Raw genomic sequence first — 19,008 nt, forward strand, 5'->3', positions numbered from 1 at the left:
CCGATGCCAGAAGCCCGTTCCACCGGGACAGATTAGCTGGCAGTCAACCGGTTCGACAATGAGACGCTGATCCGTGACGACCGCGATTCCGAGTCACAGGCGCGCGGGACAGCCGATCCAGGAACATTCTGAGAGCTGATCTGCCGGGACAGATGGCGCGCAGTTCCGCTTTTTCCCGATCGAGACACAGGCTGCGCGGGCACACGACAGTGCAACCTGCTCTAATACGAACAAGTCCATTGCACCCCAGGTTGCTGTTCCCAGGTTGATTGCCAAGAAAGTCGACACGATGCCGAAATTGACCGTGGAAGGTCGAGAGCCTGTTGAAGTCCCCGCCGGGAAACGCCTTGTCCTGGCTTTAACTGAAGACGCCGGGATCGACCAGCTGCACGCCTGCGGAGGGAATGCCCGCTGCACCACCTGCCGCGTGGAATTCATTGCCGGGGAACCGAGCGAAATGACCGTTGCCGAGCGCGATCTTTTGGCCGCTCGCGGACTCACGGGAATCCGGCTCAGCTGTCAGATCGCCTGCAATCACGACATGACGGTGCGGGCCATCAGCCGCTTCGAGGGAAGCGGGCGAAAAGATGCCGGCAGCCCGGTGGCCGCCGAGATTCAGCCGCCTCCCCAGTGGGTCGCGAAAGGGTAGAGCAGGTTGCTCTCTCCCAGTCCCGTGCAGGATGCGTTTCGTCATGCATTTCGTCGGGAGAAACGCCCCCATCCGCGTGGAGAGAACGGGTCATTCAAAGTCAAAAGACTTGGTTATGGACACCGCCCGGGCAAATGAGTCCGGGCGGTTCGCATTTTCACGCCCCCCGTCTGGCTGAGGGCCCGTGCGGCGGCGCGCGTTTTCGGACGAAAGACTCCCTGGACCGATCATAATATCGGCAGTCTGCGACAGAGCACCGACACCCGCTCGCGGTGAGTGGAGCCTCTTCCTCAGACCCCTTCGAGGACCACCGCGCTGGCCTGACCAGCCCGGGTAAAGTTCACGCTCAAAAAACGCTTGTTGCTCGTCGGGACCGTCTGATCCCCCACCAGATTCAGTTTCAGTGACCCGTCCGGGGTCCGGCAATTCAGAGTCCGGGGGATTTCCCCCTGCTGCAATGAGAGCAGTGAGGCGATGATCTCGAAAAATCCGGTCGAGGCTCCGGCATTTCCGAAGTACCCCTTCAGGCCGGTGACCGGGACATTGGCCCCCTCGGTCAGAATGCGAATCGCTTCGGCTTCCGCGCGATCCCCTTCTGCCGTGGCGATTCCGTGTGCGTTGATGTGCCCCAGATCGGACGCCTGGAGACCCGCCCGACGCAGTGCGCTGCGAGCCGAGTTCAGCACCGCCTGCTTCACATCGGCGGTTCCATCGGGAGCGGCGACGCACGATGAACCACCGCCCAGCAGTGTTCCGAGGATTTTCGCACCACGGGCCTTGGCGTGTGCTTCTTCTTCCAGCACCAGACAGGCCGCCCCTTCGGAGAGGACCTGCCCTGAACGCCGCTGGTCGAACGGCTTGCAGCTGGCAGTCGGGTTCTCCTCATCGTAGGCGAGGTCGTCGTACAGCCGGGCATGGATCGCACGCACGGAATGAATCCTCGTTCCCGTTCCACCGACCAGCATCACGTCCGCGGCACCCCGCTTCATAATGTTGAACGCTTCGGTCAGTGCCACCCCTGGAGAGGCTTCATCGAGCGTGACCGAGTTATTCGGGCCACGGGCGTCGGTGAAGATCGCGATGTGGCAGGCAGGCATGTTGGGGAGGTAGCGGAGCATCCACAGGGGCTCCATCGCGCCGATGCCGGCATCCCCCCACTTCGTAATCTGAAATTCGCCCGACTCGTTCCGGCAGACGCCGCACGGATCGGCGAGCGACTCCGGGCTGAAGAGCATCAGGTTTGCGCCATACTCGACGCCGACCCGGTCGTGCTGCAGGGCCGAAAGATCGAGACCGGAGTCATCCAGGGCCTGCAACGCAGCGGCAGCCCCCAGCTGCACCTCGCGGCACATCACCTTGATGCTCTTGCGCTGGCTCTTCAGGTAGTCCTTCTTGGCGGACTCCTCAGTGAACTCGACAACTTCTCCGCCGACATGACCCGGAGGAGCGGGATTCTGGCTGGAAGCCGTTTTGACAATGCCGGATTCCCCAGCCGCCAGCCGCTTCCAGAAGGCCTCCCGACCGACTCCGATCGGTGAAAAGATGCCCAGACCCGTAATGACGATACGCCGTTGGTTTTGATCTGCACTCATTATCATTCACAATCCGGGCCTTATCACCAAGACCCGCATTCCGCCTTTCAGTGGAGAGTCATTCCGCGAAGATTGTATGCAGAATGGATGCGGAAGGGCGACGCGAGTTCTCCACGAAACCCGGCGCCTGCGAAAACGTGTCGACCTCGAGCCAACATGTTTCTCAGTGATGAAACGTCTGGTCGGTGCCCTGACTGCACCGCATGTGCTGTTTGCGACCCCTCGCAAGCAGCAGGCCTATTGTGGCAATTTGCAGCCGGTTCTGCCAAGTCTTAATTGCCTGCTCGCCCCTTTCCGTTCAACTTCCTGATCGGGAACTCGCTCCGTCAGGGTTGTTGCGTCGGCTGAAAACCGGCAAAAGCTGGACAGAATTCGCCCGCGAGGATTCCGGATTCCCGCAAGCGGGCGCGACGGAACCGCACAATTTCACCGCAATCCCTGGCGACCCGAGAGCCGGATTTCCATAACCTCTGACAAGCTCGACCGTTGAGCCAATCGTTAGTCAGATCGGCCGACGTCGATTCCAGTCAGGTTGAACGGGGCTACTTCCCTCCGCGTCCCCCCTCGCGCAGACGCGGATCGGTCGACTCCTGCACCCCTTCGCCGATCAGGTTATAGGCCAGAACCGTCAGAAAGATGGCCAGACCGGGATAAAGAATCAGCCACCAGTTCTGGTAATTGGCCTGTCCTGATCGCAACAGCCGTCCCCAGCTGGGAGTGGGGGGAGGAGCACCAAAGCCGATGTAACTCAGGGAGGTCTCGATCAGAATCGCGCTCGCGATGCCGAATGTGATCGGCACCAGAATCGGCGCCAGCGAGTTCGGGAGCAGGTAGCGGAAGATAATGCGCCCGGAACTGGCCCCGAGCACCTTGGCCGCCGCGACATAGTCCATATTCTTCAGCTTCAGGAACTCTCCCCGCGTTAAGCGGGCAATGCCTGTCCAGCTGGTGGCACCAATCACCGCCATCATATGCCAGAGAGTCGGGTGTTCGATCACGGCGATGAGTGCCAGGATCAGAATCAGCGTCGGGACGCACATCACGACTTCGATGATCCGGCTGAGAACGACATCGACCCACCCGCCGAAGTAGCCGGCGAGTGCTCCCACCGTGATCCCGATCAGTGCCGAGATGCCGACGGAGAAAAAGCCGACCAGCAACGCCGTGCGTGTTCCATGCACCATCTGGGCAAAGACATCGACGCCACGGGAATCAGTCCCGAACCAGTTCTGCGAAGTCGGCGGACCGCTCCGGGGATTCGCGGGACGGCCCGGCCATTCGTTCTCGTCGACCGTCCGTTCCGGATCATTGAATTGCAACGGCCAGATCGCCCAACCTTGGGAGTCCTGCTGTTTAAGGACCTGCGGATAGCGTTTGTAGAACGGGGCGCTCGCAAACGTCGATTCCCAGCGCGGGCTATAGTATCCCAGAAAGGGAAAATAGGTCTTCCCCTGATAACGGCAGACGATCGGCTTGGTCCCGACAATGAGGGGGGCCAGCAGTGCGACCACCCCCAGTGCACAGACGAGAAGCAAGGCCAGCAGCGCCAGCTTGCGCTGGCGGAACCGCTGCCAGGATTCGCGCCAGAATCCCGGTGACTTCGGCAAGGTTCTGCGAGTCACGGCCGGAGTCGACGGCTCGGTCGTGGTTTCATTTTTCTGCGGTGGAACCGTGTTCATTTCTGGTCCAGTCGCACTCGGGGATCAACAACGGCATACAGCACGTCCGCCAGCAGCTGTGCGGCCAGCGTCAGAATGGAAAACATCAACGTCAATCCCATGACGGTAGGATAATCACGTTCGGTGATCGATTCGAAAAACTGCCGCCCCATCCCCGGCCAGGTGAAGATCTGTTCGACGATCACCGAGCCGCTCAGCAGCCCGGGGAGCGTCAGCCCCAGCTGGGTCATCAGTGGAATCAGTGTATTCCGGAAGGCATGATGCCAGATCACACGCACCGGTCCCAGCCCCTTGGCCCGCGCGGTCCGGATGTAATCCTGCCGCAGAACTTCCTGCATATTGGCGTGAATGAAGCGGGCATCGTAAGCGAGTCCGCCATAGGTATAGACCGTGACCGGCAGAATCGCATGCTTGAACAGATCGATCGTCTTGCCCAGTGTCGAGAGCTCTTCGTAGTTGTCACCCTTCATGCCGAAGAGGGGCAGCCACTCCAGATGGACTGCAAAATACAGCTGCAGAAACAGCGCCGCCACGAATCCCGGAAACGAGTACAGCATGTACAGCAGCACGCTGATCACGCGCTCATCGGCCCGGCCGGAACGGGCACTGCAGTAGAGCCCCAGTGGAATCGCCATCAGGTAGGCCATGACGAGCGACGGAACCGACAGCAGCAAGGTCGGCCCGATCCGCTCGCCGATGATCTCCGCCACCGGCTTCTTTCGGGAGAACGAACGCCCCAGGTCTCCCTGAAAGAGGTTCCCCAGCCAGTGGACATAGGCCTCTGGCCAGGGTTTGTCCAACCCGTACGATTTCTCAAGTTGCTTGATCCGATCCTTCGACATCATCATCGAAGGATCCTGCTCCGCCATATTGACCGTCAGCGGCGTTCCGGGCATGCTGCGGATCAGTCCAAAGATCACGAAGGTGATCAACAGCAGCGTAAACGCCCCGATGGCCAGTCGACGAACGAGATAAGTCAGCATGTGGCCGGCCAGTCAGTGCACATCTACAAGAGTATCAGTCGGATCGTGTGAGACAGAACGTCGGGCTTACTGAGCCGCAGGCCAAACGGCGTCGAAGCCGGGACTATAGTGGAACGGACCGCGAGGGCTGAACATATAGCCCCGCAGGTTCTTGTTGAACGCGTAGAACCCGCTGCGGTAGTACAGCCAGGTATAGGGCTGATCTTCCCACAGGATGTCATCGATCTCCCGGTAATAAACGGCGCGCTTCTCCTGCACGAGTTCGGTGCGTCCCAGTTCGAACAGTTCATCGACACGGGCATTGGAATATTGGCCGTAGTTCCGGTCTTCACCCGTTTTCCAGATGTTCGAAGAGGTCGACGGATCGGTGCCGGTACCCCAGCCTCCGAAGTTCGCATCGAACTCGTGGTCCTGCAGACGCTGCTGCATCACGGTGAATTCGACCGGCTGCACATGGCAGACAATCCCCAGCTGACTCAGGCTCCCGGCCAGCGAGGCGCAAATATCGATCCGCAGCTGATCATTAGAAGTGATAATGCTGAATTCGAACGGGGTTTTTCGACCGTTGATCTCCTTGTCCCGAATACCATCGCCGTCGGTATCTTTCCAGCCCGCTTCATCCAGCAGCCGCGCCGCTTGCTCCAAATCCTGCTTGTAGGGAGTCCGGGGCTTGATCGGTCCCCACCATGATCCCGGATGGAAGTCGCTGGAACACTGGGGATACAGGTCGTAACAGAGCGTTTTCAGGATGTAGTCGTAGTTGACGGCGTTTGACATCGCCTTGCGGACGCGGACATCGGTGAAATAGGGACGCTTCAGGTTCCAGCCGAAGAAAAAGAAGGTCCACTCCTCGCCGCGGACTTTCGTGTTCCGCTCGTAGAAGGAGTCGTCGATCGTCTTCTCCACCCATTGCTGGGGCTGCAGGGTCATATCGTCGACCTGGCCCCGGTTCAGCGCCAGCAGGGCGGTCGTCGAGTCTTCAATCACGCGAAAGCGTACCTGTTCAAAGTTCGGCTTGGACCGGACCTGCTTCCCGCCGTACATATAATAGTCTTCGCGCCGCTGCAGAATGATCTCCTGCCCTTTGACCCGCTTGACCACTTTATAGGGACCGCCGACGACCGGATTCGCTTCCAGTTCCTGGTGGCGACGCGAGTCGACCATGGTGGGATCTTCCCGCAACGACACTTCATAGATGTGTTTGGGAATGATCGGGAAGTTGCAGTTCCAGACGTTGGTCGCCAGAGATTCCTTGTGAAAGATCACAAAGGTGTAGTCGTCGTAGGCCACCACTCCCAGGATGGTTTCCATGCCGGAGCGGACGGCCGGAATTTTCACATCGGGGTTCATGATCACCCGAAAGGAGAAAGCGACATCGTGCGCGGTGATTGGCCGGCCGTCGGACCAGACCAGATCCTTCCGGATGACAACCTTGTCGTAGAGCTTGTCCTTGCTGGTCTGCCACGACACCACGGTGTCTTTTGAGGCGAAGGGCTTCAGGTTCCAGTCAAAGCTGAAGAAGCCCATGCCGGTCATGCCAATCACATCGAAGTCCGAGGTGGACTGTGCCAGCAGGCCGTTGGTGCTGTTGATGTCTCCGCGGATCAAGCGATTGATCGTTGCATTCTGTTTCATCTCGCTTTCATTCGCGTAGGGCTGGCCCAGACCGGTCAGGATTTTTTCGTTGTTCTCAGCAGAGTCGTTCCTGAGCTTCAGCGCTTCCGCCATGCTGACCAACGGCGGATGCTTGGCCTTGAAAGCCCGGTATTCCTCCAGTCCATCCAGCACCGGCTGATCTTCCCACTCGGCTTTGGCATTCAATTCTTCCAGCGTCGGCGGATCGAACGGCTTCAGCAGCGTGCTCATCTCCAACTCGCCGGTCGCGGCATTCCCCGGTCCCTTGGGACACCCCGGCAGCAGCAACATCAGGGCAAACAAGAAGGGCAGGGAAATCTGCCGAGCCACGCGAGACGAGGAAGAAGCGGGGAGACATCCCATCATCAGTTTGACATCCTGTTCATTACACGGTGTCGAGCCGGACATTTGCGGCGATTCTGGCACACTGGCCCTGCAGCAACAAGTGCATTTCAGGGAAGCGTTTCGCCTCATTGTCGGGAAACAGCGCCGCCCGGCTGAAACAGCTTCGCTGGAATGAGAAACAGCGGGAACTGTCGTCGCCGGGCGTGTGTGAACTGCCTGAAACTACTTAGCCGCCTTGGGAGCCTTTTCGCCTTTCGGTTTCTTTTCGGAAGTCTCAGCCTTTTCACCCTTGGCCGCCTTCTCGGCCTTGGCCGGCTTTTCCTTCTTCATCGGCTTGGCTTCCACGGCGGGAGCGGCGTCAGCGGGAGAGAGCTCTTTGATCGCAATCTGACGGAACTCGACCGGGTCGCTGTGTCCGGCAAATCCGAAATACCCTTGAGTCCGATCCTTCCCCGGGTGCGGAGTATCTTTCATGAACTCCGTCACCTTGCTGACGTCGCCATCCAGAATCACGGACCCGTTCAGCTCCACGATGATGCGTGGCCCCTGCACGGTCACTTCCTGGAAGTTCCATTCACCTGTCGGGCGGAGGTAACCCCGCACGGCCGGAATCATGCCATAGACCGAACCGTGAGCCTGCCGGGGGTCGATTGTGGCGTACTTCTCATGCTCGGTATCGAGGATCTGCAGCTCGCACATTCCGGTGTAAGACGTGTTTCCTTCGCCGGGATAGCGAATGGCCAGTCCGTTGTTACCAGCGGGAGGAAGCTTGAACTCCAGACGCGCTTTAAAATCGCTGTACTCTTTCTCAGTGTGCAGCACACCGCTCTTCTTGGGCAACCAGCGGATGACGCCGTCAACCACTTCACAGCTGTCGGTCGCTCCGGTCCAGCCTTTCAGATCCTTACCATTGAAGAGGGAGGTGAATCCCTCGCCGGACCACTTCGTCAGCAAGGCGTTGGCTTCATCGGCCGGAATTTCACGAACGTAGATGTTCTTCCAGTACACGGGGGTCGATGGCGGAGCAGCCATTCCCGGCTTGGGCTTGTTGGGTGCGTGAGTCTGGAGCTGGATCTGACCCTTGTAGGGCAGGGGAGTCCCCCGGTTCCAGTAGTTCTCCATCAGGGCATGATCGACCACCAGTTTGTCGTTCAGCCAGATGCTGGTCCGCTGTCCCAGCTGAATGATCCGGAACGTATTCCATTCGCCGAACGGCTTATCCGCCAGTACGAGCGGATCTTTCCCGGGAGCCCCCTTGGAGTTGTTCCACAGACCGCCCGATCCCAGGAGCGCGCCCAGATCGGCCCGGCCCCCTTCTTTGGTATAATCCCAGATCTGGACCTGCGGGGACCATTTCAGATAGATCCCGCTGTCAGCCAGGGGAACCGTCTTGTAGTCAACGAGCAGTTCGAAGTCGCTGAAGGAATCGTTGGTCGTCAGGTAGGCGCCCACCCCTTCATTGACCAGCACCCCATCTTCGACGCGCCAGATCTTCTGAACTTCTTCCGCCCACTTGGCCTTCTTGGGTGCCAGTTCTTCTTCCGACAGGCTGAGGGACTTGGGATTTCCCTCCATGCCGTACCAGCCAGTGAAGTCCTTTCCGTTGAACAGGCTCCGAAAACCGGGGGGAGGAGAGTTGTCTGCGGCGTGCACGGCAGGAGTGCAGAGAAGTGCTCCAATCAACGCGAACGACTTCAATTTCATGGATGATCCTGTAGGCGAGTCAGGGGTGGGAAGGCTACTGGCATGGGAATTCCAGCAATGGCCCCAGACTACCGAAGCAATGTGAGTTTTGCGACTCAATGAAGGTGGCGCAGCACGCGGCCATTGGACAGTCCGACTGTCGACGCCGACGTGTCCCCTTGCGCAGAGTGGCCCCGGTGCTCACCCGAGGAGTCGGCTCCGTCCAATGTTGAAATGCATCGCTATCACCCCTTCATGGAACGCTTGTGCGCCTGACGCAAAACGAACCGGCAAATGTTGCCGAAATTGAGATTGTGCTGTTTCTCAAAACTCATTTATGCTCCCGCCGCTCTTCCCGACCCGCGAAGGAGTTTGTCCTTTCGCGGGTCCTGGTCCGAAGCTGGGTCCCCGACTGTCGACACTGCCGGATGCGGTGTCGCACCGGGAATTCCCACTCCGACTGGCAACGCTGAGCACGGCCGCGTCATTCATGGAGGATCGTGAGTATGGGAGCGAAAATCGGCAGTTTTCTGGCGACACTGATGCTCTCTGTCCCTTTGTCTGCCGCTGCCCTGATGGCCATCTTCGGGGTTCCCCCACTGAGCCAGGTCATCGCCTCGACAGAGCGGAGCAAATTGTTTCGCGGTTCCCGTGAAGCGGACAGCTGGCATGATCTCCGCAGCCTCGACAAGAACATGGAACAGACCGCAATCGTCGATGACGCACCGGCATTCGGCGCGCCGGCGACAGCTCGTTCTACACCGATCCCCCGGGATGATCGCGGAACCTCTCTGGGCTCTTCCCAGTACAGCCACGCCCTGACGGACTCCCCGTCGGCCCGCACCGAACCTGCGTTTCAGCAGCAGGCGTCCGCAGGTTCTTATCCCGCATGGGCGCAAGCTCCGGCAGCAGGAACTCCTGAGTACCATCTGAATGGGGAACCGCCTCGGTCGGATGCGCCGCCGCATGATCGATTTGCACTCGCACCTTCTGCGAAAACCGGATTCGCGCAGGACATCCCACTTTCTCCGAACAGTCTTCGACCGTCACACGAACCGGTCTCGCAACTGACCTGGCGTCAGGCTTCGCTCCGACTCGCAGAACTGGGAATTGAGAAGTACCACGTGGAAGCCGGATCGACGGAAGGTCAATTTCTGTTCGTCTGCGTCTACACCCCTCACGATGCCCCCCACGTGACACACCGGTTCGAGGCAGAGGCAGAAGATCCACTGCAGGCAGTCTCCAAAGTGCTGAACCAGGTGGATCAATGGCTGCGACAGCGGTTCGGGGCCTCGAACTTCCCGCCCCCCAGTGGCAACAGCTCATTCGCCGAGAACCGGTTCCGATGATCCCGCAGAGAAGTTTCCCCAGTGCAGGAAGCCCCGGGCTCAGTTCTGCCAAGCCCCTGTCGAATGGCTTTCACTGGCGATGGCTGCGGGGACGAACCGCGTCAAAGCGAATTGAAGCAGCAGACTCTGCGTTTAGCCGGAGCCCCAAGCTGGCCCGCCTGGAAGCGGCCCTTTTCGTCGCTGACGGAGCGATGACTGCCAAACGCCTGGCTCAGGTCGCGACGCTCGAAGATGCCCGGGAAGCATCACAACTCGTCGAACAGTTAAACGCCGCTTACGATGCCGAGCATTCCGCGTTTCGCATTGAGAAGGTCGCTGCCGGGTTCCAGCTGCTGACTCGACCGCAACTGGCCAGTTGGCTCGATCGCGTCCATCAACGCCAGTCGCAGCTCAAGCTCTCTCCTCCCATGCTCGAGACGCTCTCCATCATTGCTTATCGGCAACCCTGTACGCGTGCGGACGTGGAAGCCGTCCGGGGTGTGCAGGCGGCTGAGATTATCAAACAGCTGCTGGAGCGAAATCTGATCCGGGTGACAGGAGAGGATGATTCACTCGGTCGGCCCTATCTGTATGGGACAACGCGGCAGTTCCTGGAAATGTTCGGACTGAGCTCCCTGGATGAGCTGCCAATGTCGGAACGGATGCGGAAGCGTCCCGCGGCTCAGCCTGCTTCCTCCGCCCCCGAAGCGAACGCAGCCTGACCCGCAGTTTCGCTCCTGAGAGCAATTTGTTTTTTGATCTGCTCGTCTTGTCACGCGGAACTGAACATTTCATCACACGACACGCGTGCTACGCGGGCACTGGAAAGAGCAACCTGCTCCAGCTGGCGCGCCACTACTTTTCCGGAACTTCAAGCAGCCGGACCAGCGTGCCGACCGCAAAAGCCCCTGATGGACGTTGCGGGCGCCCAGAAGCTTTGCCGGACAAGAATTCGGGTGAAAATGGGCCCTAGAGTTGTCGCTGCGCCGCCGTTTGGTACGCTGGACTGTCTGAAATTCCCCATTTTTTGCTGCAACTGCCCCTGCCTGCCTGCGATAATTCCGTATACAGACCCAATTTCCATTCACCGCGAGCACCCGGTTCGCGCGGTTCGTTTTTTGCGATAAGGATCTGCGATGGCTCTCACTCCTGAACAGGAAAAGATCGGCAAGGAAAACTTTTCCAATGTTGTCGACGTTACGACATCCAATGATGTGACCCGCCGCGATGCCCTGAAAGCCGCCGCTGCTGCGGGACTCGGGATGGGGGCCGTCTATTTCGGGTACAACGATCTGGGTGGCGAAAAGGTTCGCGTCGCGTTCATCGGCACCGGCGACGAGGGGAGCATTCTCCTGGGTCAGCACCCTGAAAACTACATGGAGATCGTGGCGATCGCCGATCTTCGCCCGTCGAACCGCGAACGCGCGTTCCACGGTGATGGCAACTCCGACCGGCCAGGACTGATCAAAGTGCTTGGCATGGAAAAGGTTTCCAAGATCGAGCGGTTCAGCAGTCACAAGGAACTCCTCGAAAATGCAGACCGCCTGAAGCTCGAAGCGGTCATCATTGCGACTCCGCTTGTGACCCATGCACCGATCGCGATCGACTGCATGAACGCCGGTCTGCATGTGCTCACGGAGAAGCTGATGGCCCGCACCGTCGGCAAGTGCAAGGAGATGATCCGCAAGGCGCGAGAAAAGAACGTGCTGCTCGCGGTCGGCCATCAGCGCCACTACAGCGTTCTCTATGATAACGCGAACAGCCTCGTCAAGAACGGTCTGCTGGGCGACATCAAATACATCCGTGCCCAGTGGCACCGCAACAACAGCTTCCCCAACAGCGACAGCTGGCTGAAGAACACCCCCAAGGCTGACGAAGCCCTGAAGTCGACCAATCTGAAGGATTTTGGCTTCGAGGACCTCGACAAGCTGATCAACTGGCGGCTCTTTAATGAAACCGGCGGCGGCCTGATGGCGGAACTCGGCAGCCACCAGATGGATGCCTGCAGTATCTTCCTGGGGAAAGTGCATCCGATCGCCGTGCATGGCTTCGGCGGCAAGACCTTCTACGGCATCGAAGGGGTCGGCCCCAGCGACAAGTGGAAAGACAACCGCGAAGTCGATGACAGCATCTATGTCACCTTCGAGTTCCCTGGGAAGCACTATGATGCGAAAGACCCGGATCGTCGTCGGGACAAGTGCATCGTCACCTACTCCTCTATCAGCACCAACAAATTCGAACCTTACGGGGAAATCGTGTACGGCAGCCGCGGTACGCTGTTCATGAAGACCGAAAAGGAAGCGATGCTGTGGAAAGAAGAAGGCCGCGGCAGCAATGGAGGCGGTCCCGATCAGCGGTTGTGGGTCGTTTCCGGTTCCGCCTCTGGGGGTGGCCCCGCTCTGGAAGCCTATGAGACCACCTCCGGTCCGAAGACAACGACCGGCTCGGACTGGGCCAGCAACGTCAGCCGCGGTTACCGCGAAGAGATGGAGCACTTCTGCTATGCCATCCGGAATCAGGGCCCCAACTACTGGCCGAACGGCCAGCCGCTGCCGCCGAAAGAAGGGGGCCTGCGGTGTAACGGGGTGGTCGCGATGGCCGATGCCATCATGGCCCTGACCGCCAACCTCGCCATGGCCCACGCCAAACGGATCGAGTTCAAAGACGAATGGTTCGATCCCGAAAGTGATGCGGCTCCGGAAACGGACGAACAGGTGATCGGGACCGCCAAAGCCTGATTCCAAATGACAAAAGCCCCGGACTTCCGGGGCTTTTCTTTTGCGCCTGAAACTGCTGCGGGAGAGGCTCAAGGTGTTTTCATCTTCCCCAGGTGCGGGAAGCCCTCACCGCTCCTCAAGCAGATTCGCTTTGGGATGTCGCCGTTCTCTTCACGCGGAACTGAGCACGGCATCGCACGAAACGCTTGCGGCCCGGGAACCTGAAAGAACAACCTGCTCTAATCGGTCTTTCCGCATTTTGTAAAATGTGCTATTCCCCTCCATTGAAGGAGTGTGCTGGACGGACCAGCACCCGCCAGGGAAGGAGTCCCCCCGTGCCCAGAAGACCGAGAATTCTACGACCGCGACACCTCTTTCCTGAGGTGGCTGCATTCTTTTTGCAGAATGCGCGGCAGAATCTCATTGTGACCCGTGCCCTGCGACGCGCGATCGGACGCATCCCCGTCTGGACCGCTGGCTCACTCGCCGGCGTTGTCGCCATCATGCTGGCTGTCCTCCTGTTTTTCATCCACGATCCCAAAATTCAGGCGGCGGCACATGTTCCGGTGACTCCGCCTGTCGTTCAGCCGGTTCAGGCGATTTCCACGACCCCGGTGGTCGCTCCCCCCGTGTCACCTGTTGATGTCCCGAACCCCATCCCTGCGGCCATTGCTGGTCCCCAATTGCAGGTGGACATGGTCGGAACTTCGCTGCCTTACCCGTGGGATCAGGAAGCGGTCGCCTCGATCGCCTCCAAGCCTCGCGGTTTCAACGCGACCAATGATTGGCGCTGGCAGGACCTGTGGAAACTGGCTCTGGGCTCCTCTGAGCCTGTGAGTGACTTTCGACCCTATGTGCTGTTTCATAGAAATCAGCCTGCGGACATCACCCCGCTTGTCACTTCTCCCATTCCCTTGGGGGAAGGGATCGACGAGTCCGTTCGGGGACTGGGATTAGCGGTCCAGAAACTGATTCCGGAAGATGTTGTCGCCGGCCGGCCACTGGTCTACCGCATCACGCTTCGCAATCAGTCGGATGACGTGCTCGAACAGGTTTGCGTCCGCGAGCACCTCTCGGCGATCGACCGGGTTTCCTTCGTCGTGCCCGCTGCCGGAATCGAAGGCAATGAGCTGGTGTGGAACTTTGAACGGATGCACCCCGGTGAACTGCACACACTTGAAATCACCTGCCAGCCGGAGCTGACATCGACCTGGCATTCTGAAACCTCTGTCACCGCCCAGTCACGAATTGGTGCCGTGGTTCAGGTGCGCACACCGGCAGCCCCCGTGATTGCCACCACGCCGAAAGCACCCGAAACACCAAAGTATCCGCTCCTCAAGCTGACCTCGACTCCCGTGGAGGCGCTGCAGCAGGGGGAAAACCTCTCGTTGACATTCTCAGTGACCAATGTCGGCACGGCTCCCGCGACGAACGTCACGCTGTACGTGCGGCTCTCGGAACAGTTCCAGCATCGCTACGGAGACTTCGTGCAGCATGAGATCGCGTCGATCGCCCCGGGCGAAACGCGGAGAGCGGTCCTGCGAGCGACGGCCCGCGACATTGGATCCGCCCAGCTTCGGGCGTCACTGACGATGCAGGGGACAGAAAAAGAATCACGCCAATTGACGATTCCGATTCGTCCCAGCCAGAACGCCACTACCCGGAACGCGAACACCGCAGCAGTTTCCGATTCGACACAGCGCTGGATGGCTCAGCAGCCATAACCCCGTGACGCTGTTCCGCCGCTCCACGCCGCAGACGCGCGGAAAATCCGTGTCACCGCTCTTTCCCCGCGCAGCACGAATTCTTGCCCGATCAATCGCGTGACTCTTCCCGTCGAACCGGTGATGCAAAATTCCCGAAGTCCTCGCCGCGGCAGCAGCGGCGCGGAGTCCGAATCCTGAAACCGCAGCGCAGAAACTTCCTCATTTCAGGGGACTCACAGCCTGCGTCTCCGTGACAATTTCACCCCAGGGATTCTTCCGCATCTCCCAATGGGTCGCAGGCGATCGGCCGATCCCGGCCTCTTCTCCTGATTCCGAATGAAAAACCAGGTCTGCCGGACGGAAAACCCTGACGTCCGCCGCAAATCTCAATATAATCTGGAGAAAAGGGAGAAACACGATGTCTCAGGGCATGTTGCCGATCATCGACGCATCCACCGAGGTCTATGAAGACCCGCTGGATCTGATGGAAGAAATTGATCGCCTGAAGGTCGAGAAGGATGCCGCCATCCTGGCGCACTTCTACGTCGACGGTGAGATTCAGGATATTGCCGACTACACGGGGGACTCCCTCAAGCTCGCCCGTGATGGGGTTAAGGTGAGCCAGAGCACGATCGTGTTTGCTGGCGTCCACTTTATGGCCGAGTCGACGAAGATTCTCAGCCCGGATAAGCGAGTGTTGCTCCCCGATCTGCTGGCAGGTTGCTCGCTTGCAGACAGTTGCCCACCCGAGAAGCTGGCGGCTTTCCAGCACGAGCTGCGCGGGCAGGGGCGCGACTTCCTGACCGTCGCCTACATCAACACCTCCGCTGCGGTCAAAAGTCTCTGCGACTGGATCGTCACCAGCGGGAACGCACGTGAGATCATCGAGAAACTCCCCGCGGACAAGGAGATCCTGTTTGTCCCGGACCAGCATCTCGGCCGTTATCTGATGGAGGTGACCGGTCGCCCGATGATTCTTTGGCCCGGCTCCTGCATGGTGCATGAGGTCTTCAGCCTGCAGGATCTGATGCGTGCCAAACGCAATAACCCCGGTGCGCTGATCATGGCTCATCCGGAATGTCCTCAAAATCTGCTGCAGCTGGCTGATTTCACCGGCGGCACAGAGAAAATGCGGCAGTTCGTCGCCAGCTTCCCCGAGCGGAAAACATTTCTGGTCGCCACGGAAGCGAACATGATTCATCCGCTTAAACAGATCGCGCCGCAACACGAATACATTCCGGTTCCCGGAATCATGGCAGACAGCGGTGAAACCTGTGCCTGCAACCGCTGCCCGCACATGGCCCGCAATACGCTGGCCAAGGTCCGCGACTGTCTGAAATTCGGACGGCCGGAAATCCTCTGGCAACCCTACTTCTCCCAGGCTCGCGACGTCCTCGAACGGAGCCTTTTGAAGTAGAACCAATTGCTCTGCACAAGCTTCGCACGGTGAGAATATCGATGGAGCGAAGCGTCACTTCGCGTGGAATGAATCGGTCAGGCAAAATTCAGAAAGCCCGGGCCTGGGGTGAGAAGTGCGATTCCCGCCCGGGAGAACCGCTCCTCAGACAACAGACGATCCCGGCGGCATTGGTGAAATCGCATTCAGGCCGCCTGATCCTGGGGATTTCCGAGGGGATTTCCCCCCGTTCCGGTGAATCGGTCAAGGCCGTCCAAATGGTACGATGAGCGAGGAAAAACACTAGGAATTCCAGAAAATCGGTTGCTGACTTGAGCGATCGGAATTGTTTGTCATGATGGGTCCGCCACCCCGTCCTGACCCAATCGATGGATTTACAAGCTGTGACGCCAAATACGCTGACCATTACCGACAACCGCACAGGCAAAAGCTACGAAATTCCAATCGAAAACGAGACGATCCGCGCGCTCGATCTCCGTCAGATCAAGGTTCAGGATTCCGACTTCGGCCTGATGACCTACGATCCGGGCTATACCAACACAGCCGCCTGCAAAAGTGCTGTCACCTTCATCGATGGCGATGCGGGAATTCTCGAATACCGGGGCTATCCGATCGAGCAGCTGGCAGAGCACAGCACTTACCTCGAAGTGGCCTACCTGCTGCTGCACGGCGAACTGCCGACCGCCGACCAGCTGGCGACCTGGGAAGATGATCTCCGTTATCACACGATGGTGCACGAGAACATCAAGCGGCAGATGGAGGAGTTCCGCTACGACGCCCACCCGATGGGCATGTTCATCAGCACCGTGGCCGCTCTCTCCACGTTTTACCCCGAGGCGAAGAAAGTCGCCGATCCGGCGAATCGCTGGGTGCAGATCAAGCGTCTGATCGCGAAGGTGCCGACCATCGCGGCCTGCTCGTTCCGGCATAGCCAGGGGCACCCGTACAACCATCCGAAGAACGATCTTTCGTACACTGAAAACTTTCTGGCGATGATGTTCCGCATGAGCGGGAACGAGTACAAGCCGCATCCGGCGCTGGTCCGGGCGCTGGACGTGCTCTTCATCCTGCACGCCGACCACGAGCAGAACTGCTCGACGAGCGTGATGCGGGCCATTGGTTCTTCGGAAGCCGATCCCTATTCGGCACTCTCCGGTGCCGCCGGTGCCCTGTATGGTCCGCTCCACGGCGGTGCCAACGAAGCCGTTCTGAAAATGCTGGCAGAAATCGGCAGCGTCAAGAACGTGGCCGATTACGTCAAACGCTGCAAAGCAGGTGAGATGCGGCTCATGGGCTTCGGCCACCGTGTCTACAAGAATTACGACCCGCGGGCCCGCATCATCAAGAAATGTGCGGACGAGGTCTTTGCCGTGACTGGCCGCAGCCCGCTTCTGGATGTGGCACTCGAACTCGAGCGAATTGCCCTGGAGGACGAATACTTCATCAAGCGGAAGCTCTATCCGAATGTCGACTTCTATTCGGGCCTGATCTACCAGGCGATGGGTCTGCCGGTCACCATGTTCCCGGTCCTCTTCGCGATTCCTCGTGCCTCCGGCTGGCTCGCGCAGTGGAAAGAATCGATGGAAGATTCCGAGCAGAAGATTCAGCGTCCCCGCCAGATCTACATCGGCTCTCCGCGACGCGAGTTTATCCCCCTCGCCCAGCGAGGTTAAAACCTGCCCAACTGCGGAGTTGCAAAAAAAGGTTGCATTTTCGCACTCAATTTGGGCAGTACCGCAGCCAACTCGACTTCAATCCGTGAACCAGCACCCCATGAAACCGCAGAAATTGCGGAGTGGGAGGCTGGTTCTTGTTTTTTCGCCTCGCTCCCAAGAGATCCGGCACACCCGTTGCATCGGTATTCGGTGCAATGCTGGTCTCCCCTCTCGCAGCTTGAGTCGTGCTCCACTCGACTGCAATCGGTGATTCGTCTGATCTGAACGTTGCCCCTCCATTTTCGAGGGTCATCTTGTTCTCTCAGCAAGGCCCGGAAATTTGCGAGCATGAGTCTGCCGCCTCCTTCGCGAATGCTCCCGACGATGGTGACGACCGCGGGGGCTCCGGTCGGCATCTGCGATCACTTCCCGTTCTCCCGCACGGAACTCACAGCACTGGTCCAGACCAAGCGACTACAGAGTGTCCAGGGATTACTTGCCCGGTACGGTCGAGGGGCTGGCTGTGAGATCTGTCGCCCGCTGCTCGACTCTATTCTGCTGTCATCCCGCGACGACTCAGCGGAGAACTGGAAACACGCGAAACGGAACAACCAAGTCCTGCAGCCCAGGCCTTCTCCGCTCACGGAACCTGATTCATTTTTTGCCCGAAAGCGCCTCAACGCAGCCGCGCCCGTCTCTCCCATCAGCGACCTCGCAGTCCAACTCCAGCAGCGTTACGAAGAGTTGAAGTTTCCCGCGGATGTTGTGATCAGCATTCAACCGGGCTCCGATGGTCAGCCTCCGCTGCAGCGAAGTCACTTCTCCATCGACTGCCACCCGCAGATCGACTCACAATCGACAACGTCCGCAATTCGCCCCAGTGCACGACGCCGACGTCCCTTCTCGCCAGCGGGGGAATTCCCGGCGGAAATCGATTCCACGTACACCCTCTCTTTGCCAGAGTCACCACGCCCCATCGGCCAGCGAGTGACGTTAACCAGGCTGTTCCGCACTCTGGACGCCTGTCTTGCTTATTACCTCTCGACAGCCCGTGCCGGAGACACGCTCGCCGACTGGCTGGAATGCCTCGAAGGGGGGAGTGGACATGTCCAGCAGGTCGTCGTGGAGGACAAACTCGGAATTCGGGACGAGTTGGAAGACCTCCTCGCCGATCTGCGGAATCTGCCTCGGCTCTCTGCGGTGACGCAGCTGCGGCCGCGCAATGCCATGGGGTTCTATCGTCGACTCCAGGAGTCTTTCCAGGGCTCTCTCCGAGTGGAAGTCCCTGACATCTCGACACTCCCTTGAAGCCGGAAAGGTGATGTGCTCAATGTGGTTTCCGAATCTTTCTTCCCGACTGAAATTCTGGACTCCTGATCCCGTCGCCGCCTTCTTTCGCATGTCTCGCACTGCACCGCTCCCCTGTCCGGCCTACGTTCACAAGCAGCCCCGCTCAGCCTGTCAGCGGCCGTACCCTGATCTTCGCCGCATCCTGCTCCGAACCCGCCCCTGGAGAAACTGATCTCCCAAACCCTTCGGCTCCCCGTCGTCATTCCGCGCGAGAGGAGTCGCTCACTTCGACCGTCAGCGATTATGTCCGCCCCCGTTGTACCAATCCG

The 19,008-nt window shown here is 59.2% G+C and carries 13 protein-coding genes; 8 read left to right on the forward strand and 5 right to left on the reverse strand.

Translation table 11 applies throughout. The features are described 5' to 3' along the window. Positions 1–289 precede the first annotated feature (289 nt). Positions 290–649 (forward strand): 2Fe-2S iron-sulfur cluster-binding protein, encoded by a 360-nt coding sequence (locus SH664x_RS12425; protein WP_437201354.1) that lies wholly within the window; start codon positions 290–292, stop codon positions 647–649. 290 nt (positions 650–939) lie between these two features. Here SH664x_RS12425 and SH664x_RS12430 read toward each other — a convergent pair whose 3' ends face one another. From SH664x_RS12430 to SH664x_RS12450, 5 genes are all read right to left on the reverse strand, one after another. Beyond that, the gene (locus tag SH664x_RS12430) at positions 940–2,241 is read right to left on the reverse strand and encodes a beta-ketoacyl-[acyl-carrier-protein] synthase family protein (protein ID WP_437201356.1); all 1,302 of its coding nucleotides are present in this window, start codon (positions 2,239–2,241) and stop codon (positions 940–942) included. A gap of 542 nt (positions 2,242–2,783) precedes the next feature. Next, positions 2,784–3,920, reverse strand: a complete 1,137-nt coding sequence (locus SH664x_RS12435; protein WP_437201358.1) for an ABC transporter permease — start codon at positions 3,918–3,920, stop codon at positions 2,784–2,786. Continuing rightward, positions 3,917–4,903 carry an ABC transporter permease gene (locus SH664x_RS12440; RefSeq protein ID WP_437201360.1) on the reverse strand — a complete coding sequence of 329 codons (987 nt, stop codon included), beginning with the start codon at positions 4,901–4,903 and terminating at the stop codon, positions 3,917–3,919. The genes SH664x_RS12435 and SH664x_RS12440 overlap by 4 nt, the downstream gene beginning before the upstream one ends. 66 nt (positions 4,904–4,969) lie before the next feature. Continuing rightward, a complete protein-coding gene (locus SH664x_RS12445; RefSeq protein ID WP_437201362.1) occupies positions 4,970–6,946 on the reverse strand; it encodes an ABC transporter substrate-binding protein in 1,977 nt (658 codons plus the stop codon). A gap of 159 nt (positions 6,947–7,105) precedes the next feature. Next, entirely contained in the window at positions 7,106–8,587 is a 1,482-nt protein-coding gene (locus SH664x_RS12450; protein WP_437201364.1) for a 3-keto-disaccharide hydrolase, read from the reverse strand. 485 nt (positions 8,588–9,072) lie between these two features. Between SH664x_RS12450 and SH664x_RS12455 the strand changes: the two genes are divergently transcribed. The 7 genes from SH664x_RS12455 to SH664x_RS12485 all read left to right on the forward strand — a co-directional run bounded on the left by SH664x_RS12455 (position 9,073) and on the right by SH664x_RS12485 (position 18,697). Continuing rightward, on the forward strand, positions 9,073–9,915 hold the full coding sequence (locus SH664x_RS12455) for a hypothetical protein (RefSeq protein ID WP_437201366.1): 843 nt from the start codon (positions 9,073–9,075) through the stop codon (positions 9,913–9,915). Continuing rightward, complete coding sequence (gene scpB / locus SH664x_RS12460) at positions 9,912–10,616, forward strand: SMC-Scp complex subunit ScpB (protein ID WP_437201368.1); 705 nt, start codon at positions 9,912–9,914, stop codon at positions 10,614–10,616. Before SH664x_RS12455 ends, scpB begins: the two co-directional genes overlap by 4 nt. A 414-nt stretch (positions 10,617–11,030) precedes the next feature. Continuing rightward, positions 11,031–12,632 (forward strand): Gfo/Idh/MocA family protein, encoded by a 1,602-nt coding sequence (locus SH664x_RS12465; protein WP_437201370.1) that lies wholly within the window; start codon positions 11,031–11,033, stop codon positions 12,630–12,632. Positions 12,633–12,946: 314 nt separating this feature from the next. After that, the gene (locus SH664x_RS12470; RefSeq protein WP_437201372.1) at positions 12,947–14,335 is read left to right on the forward strand and encodes a CARDB domain-containing protein; all 1,389 of its coding nucleotides are present in this window, start codon (positions 12,947–12,949) and stop codon (positions 14,333–14,335) included. Positions 14,336–14,735: 400 nt separating this feature from the next. Beyond that, positions 14,736–15,734, forward strand: a complete 999-nt coding sequence (nadA, locus tag SH664x_RS12475) for a quinolinate synthase NadA (protein WP_437201374.1) — start codon at positions 14,736–14,738, stop codon at positions 15,732–15,734. A gap of 368 nt (positions 15,735–16,102) precedes the next feature. Continuing rightward, complete coding sequence (locus SH664x_RS12480) at positions 16,103–17,407, forward strand: citrate synthase (protein ID WP_437201376.1); 1,305 nt, start codon at positions 16,103–16,105, stop codon at positions 17,405–17,407. A gap of 330 nt (positions 17,408–17,737) precedes the next feature. Next, the gene (locus tag SH664x_RS12485) at positions 17,738–18,697 is read left to right on the forward strand and encodes a hypothetical protein (protein WP_437201378.1); all 960 of its coding nucleotides are present in this window, start codon (positions 17,738–17,740) and stop codon (positions 18,695–18,697) included. The last annotated feature ends 311 nt before the right edge of the window (positions 18,698–19,008 follow it).

The sequence above is a fragment of the Planctomicrobium aquicomposti genome, assembly GCF_051466325.1.
Classification (GTDB): domain Bacteria; phylum Planctomycetota; class Planctomycetia; order Planctomycetales; family Planctomycetaceae; genus Planctomicrobium.

Bases quoted from the DNA above. Each gene is read 5' to 3' on its own strand.
- SH664x_RS12425 (WP_437201354.1), top strand. From the start codon at position 290: ATGCCGAAATTGACCGTGGAAGGTCGAGAGCCTGTTGAAGTCCCCGCC.
- SH664x_RS12430 (WP_437201356.1), bottom strand. From the start codon at position 2,241: ATGAGTGCAGATCAAAACCAACGGCGTATCGTCATTACGGGTCTGGGC.
- SH664x_RS12435 (WP_437201358.1), bottom strand. From the start codon at position 3,920: ATGAACACGGTTCCACCGCAGAAAAATGAAACCACGACCGAGCCGTCG.
- SH664x_RS12440 (WP_437201360.1), bottom strand. From the start codon at position 4,903: ATGCTGACTTATCTCGTTCGTCGACTGGCCATCGGGGCGTTTACGCTG.
- SH664x_RS12445 (WP_437201362.1), bottom strand. From the start codon at position 6,946: ATGTCCGGCTCGACACCGTGTAATGAACAGGATGTCAAACTGATGATG.
- SH664x_RS12450 (WP_437201364.1), bottom strand. From the start codon at position 8,587: ATGAAATTGAAGTCGTTCGCGTTGATTGGAGCACTTCTCTGCACTCCT.
- SH664x_RS12455 (WP_437201366.1), top strand. From the start codon at position 9,073: ATGGGAGCGAAAATCGGCAGTTTTCTGGCGACACTGATGCTCTCTGTC.
- scpB (WP_437201368.1), top strand. From the start codon at position 9,912: ATGATCCCGCAGAGAAGTTTCCCCAGTGCAGGAAGCCCCGGGCTCAGT.
- SH664x_RS12465 (WP_437201370.1), top strand. From the start codon at position 11,031: ATGGCTCTCACTCCTGAACAGGAAAAGATCGGCAAGGAAAACTTTTCC.
- nadA (WP_437201374.1), top strand. From the start codon at position 14,736: ATGTCTCAGGGCATGTTGCCGATCATCGACGCATCCACCGAGGTCTAT.
- SH664x_RS12480 (WP_437201376.1), top strand. From the start codon at position 16,103: ATGGATTTACAAGCTGTGACGCCAAATACGCTGACCATTACCGACAAC.
- SH664x_RS12485 (WP_437201378.1), top strand. From the start codon at position 17,738: ATGAGTCTGCCGCCTCCTTCGCGAATGCTCCCGACGATGGTGACGACC.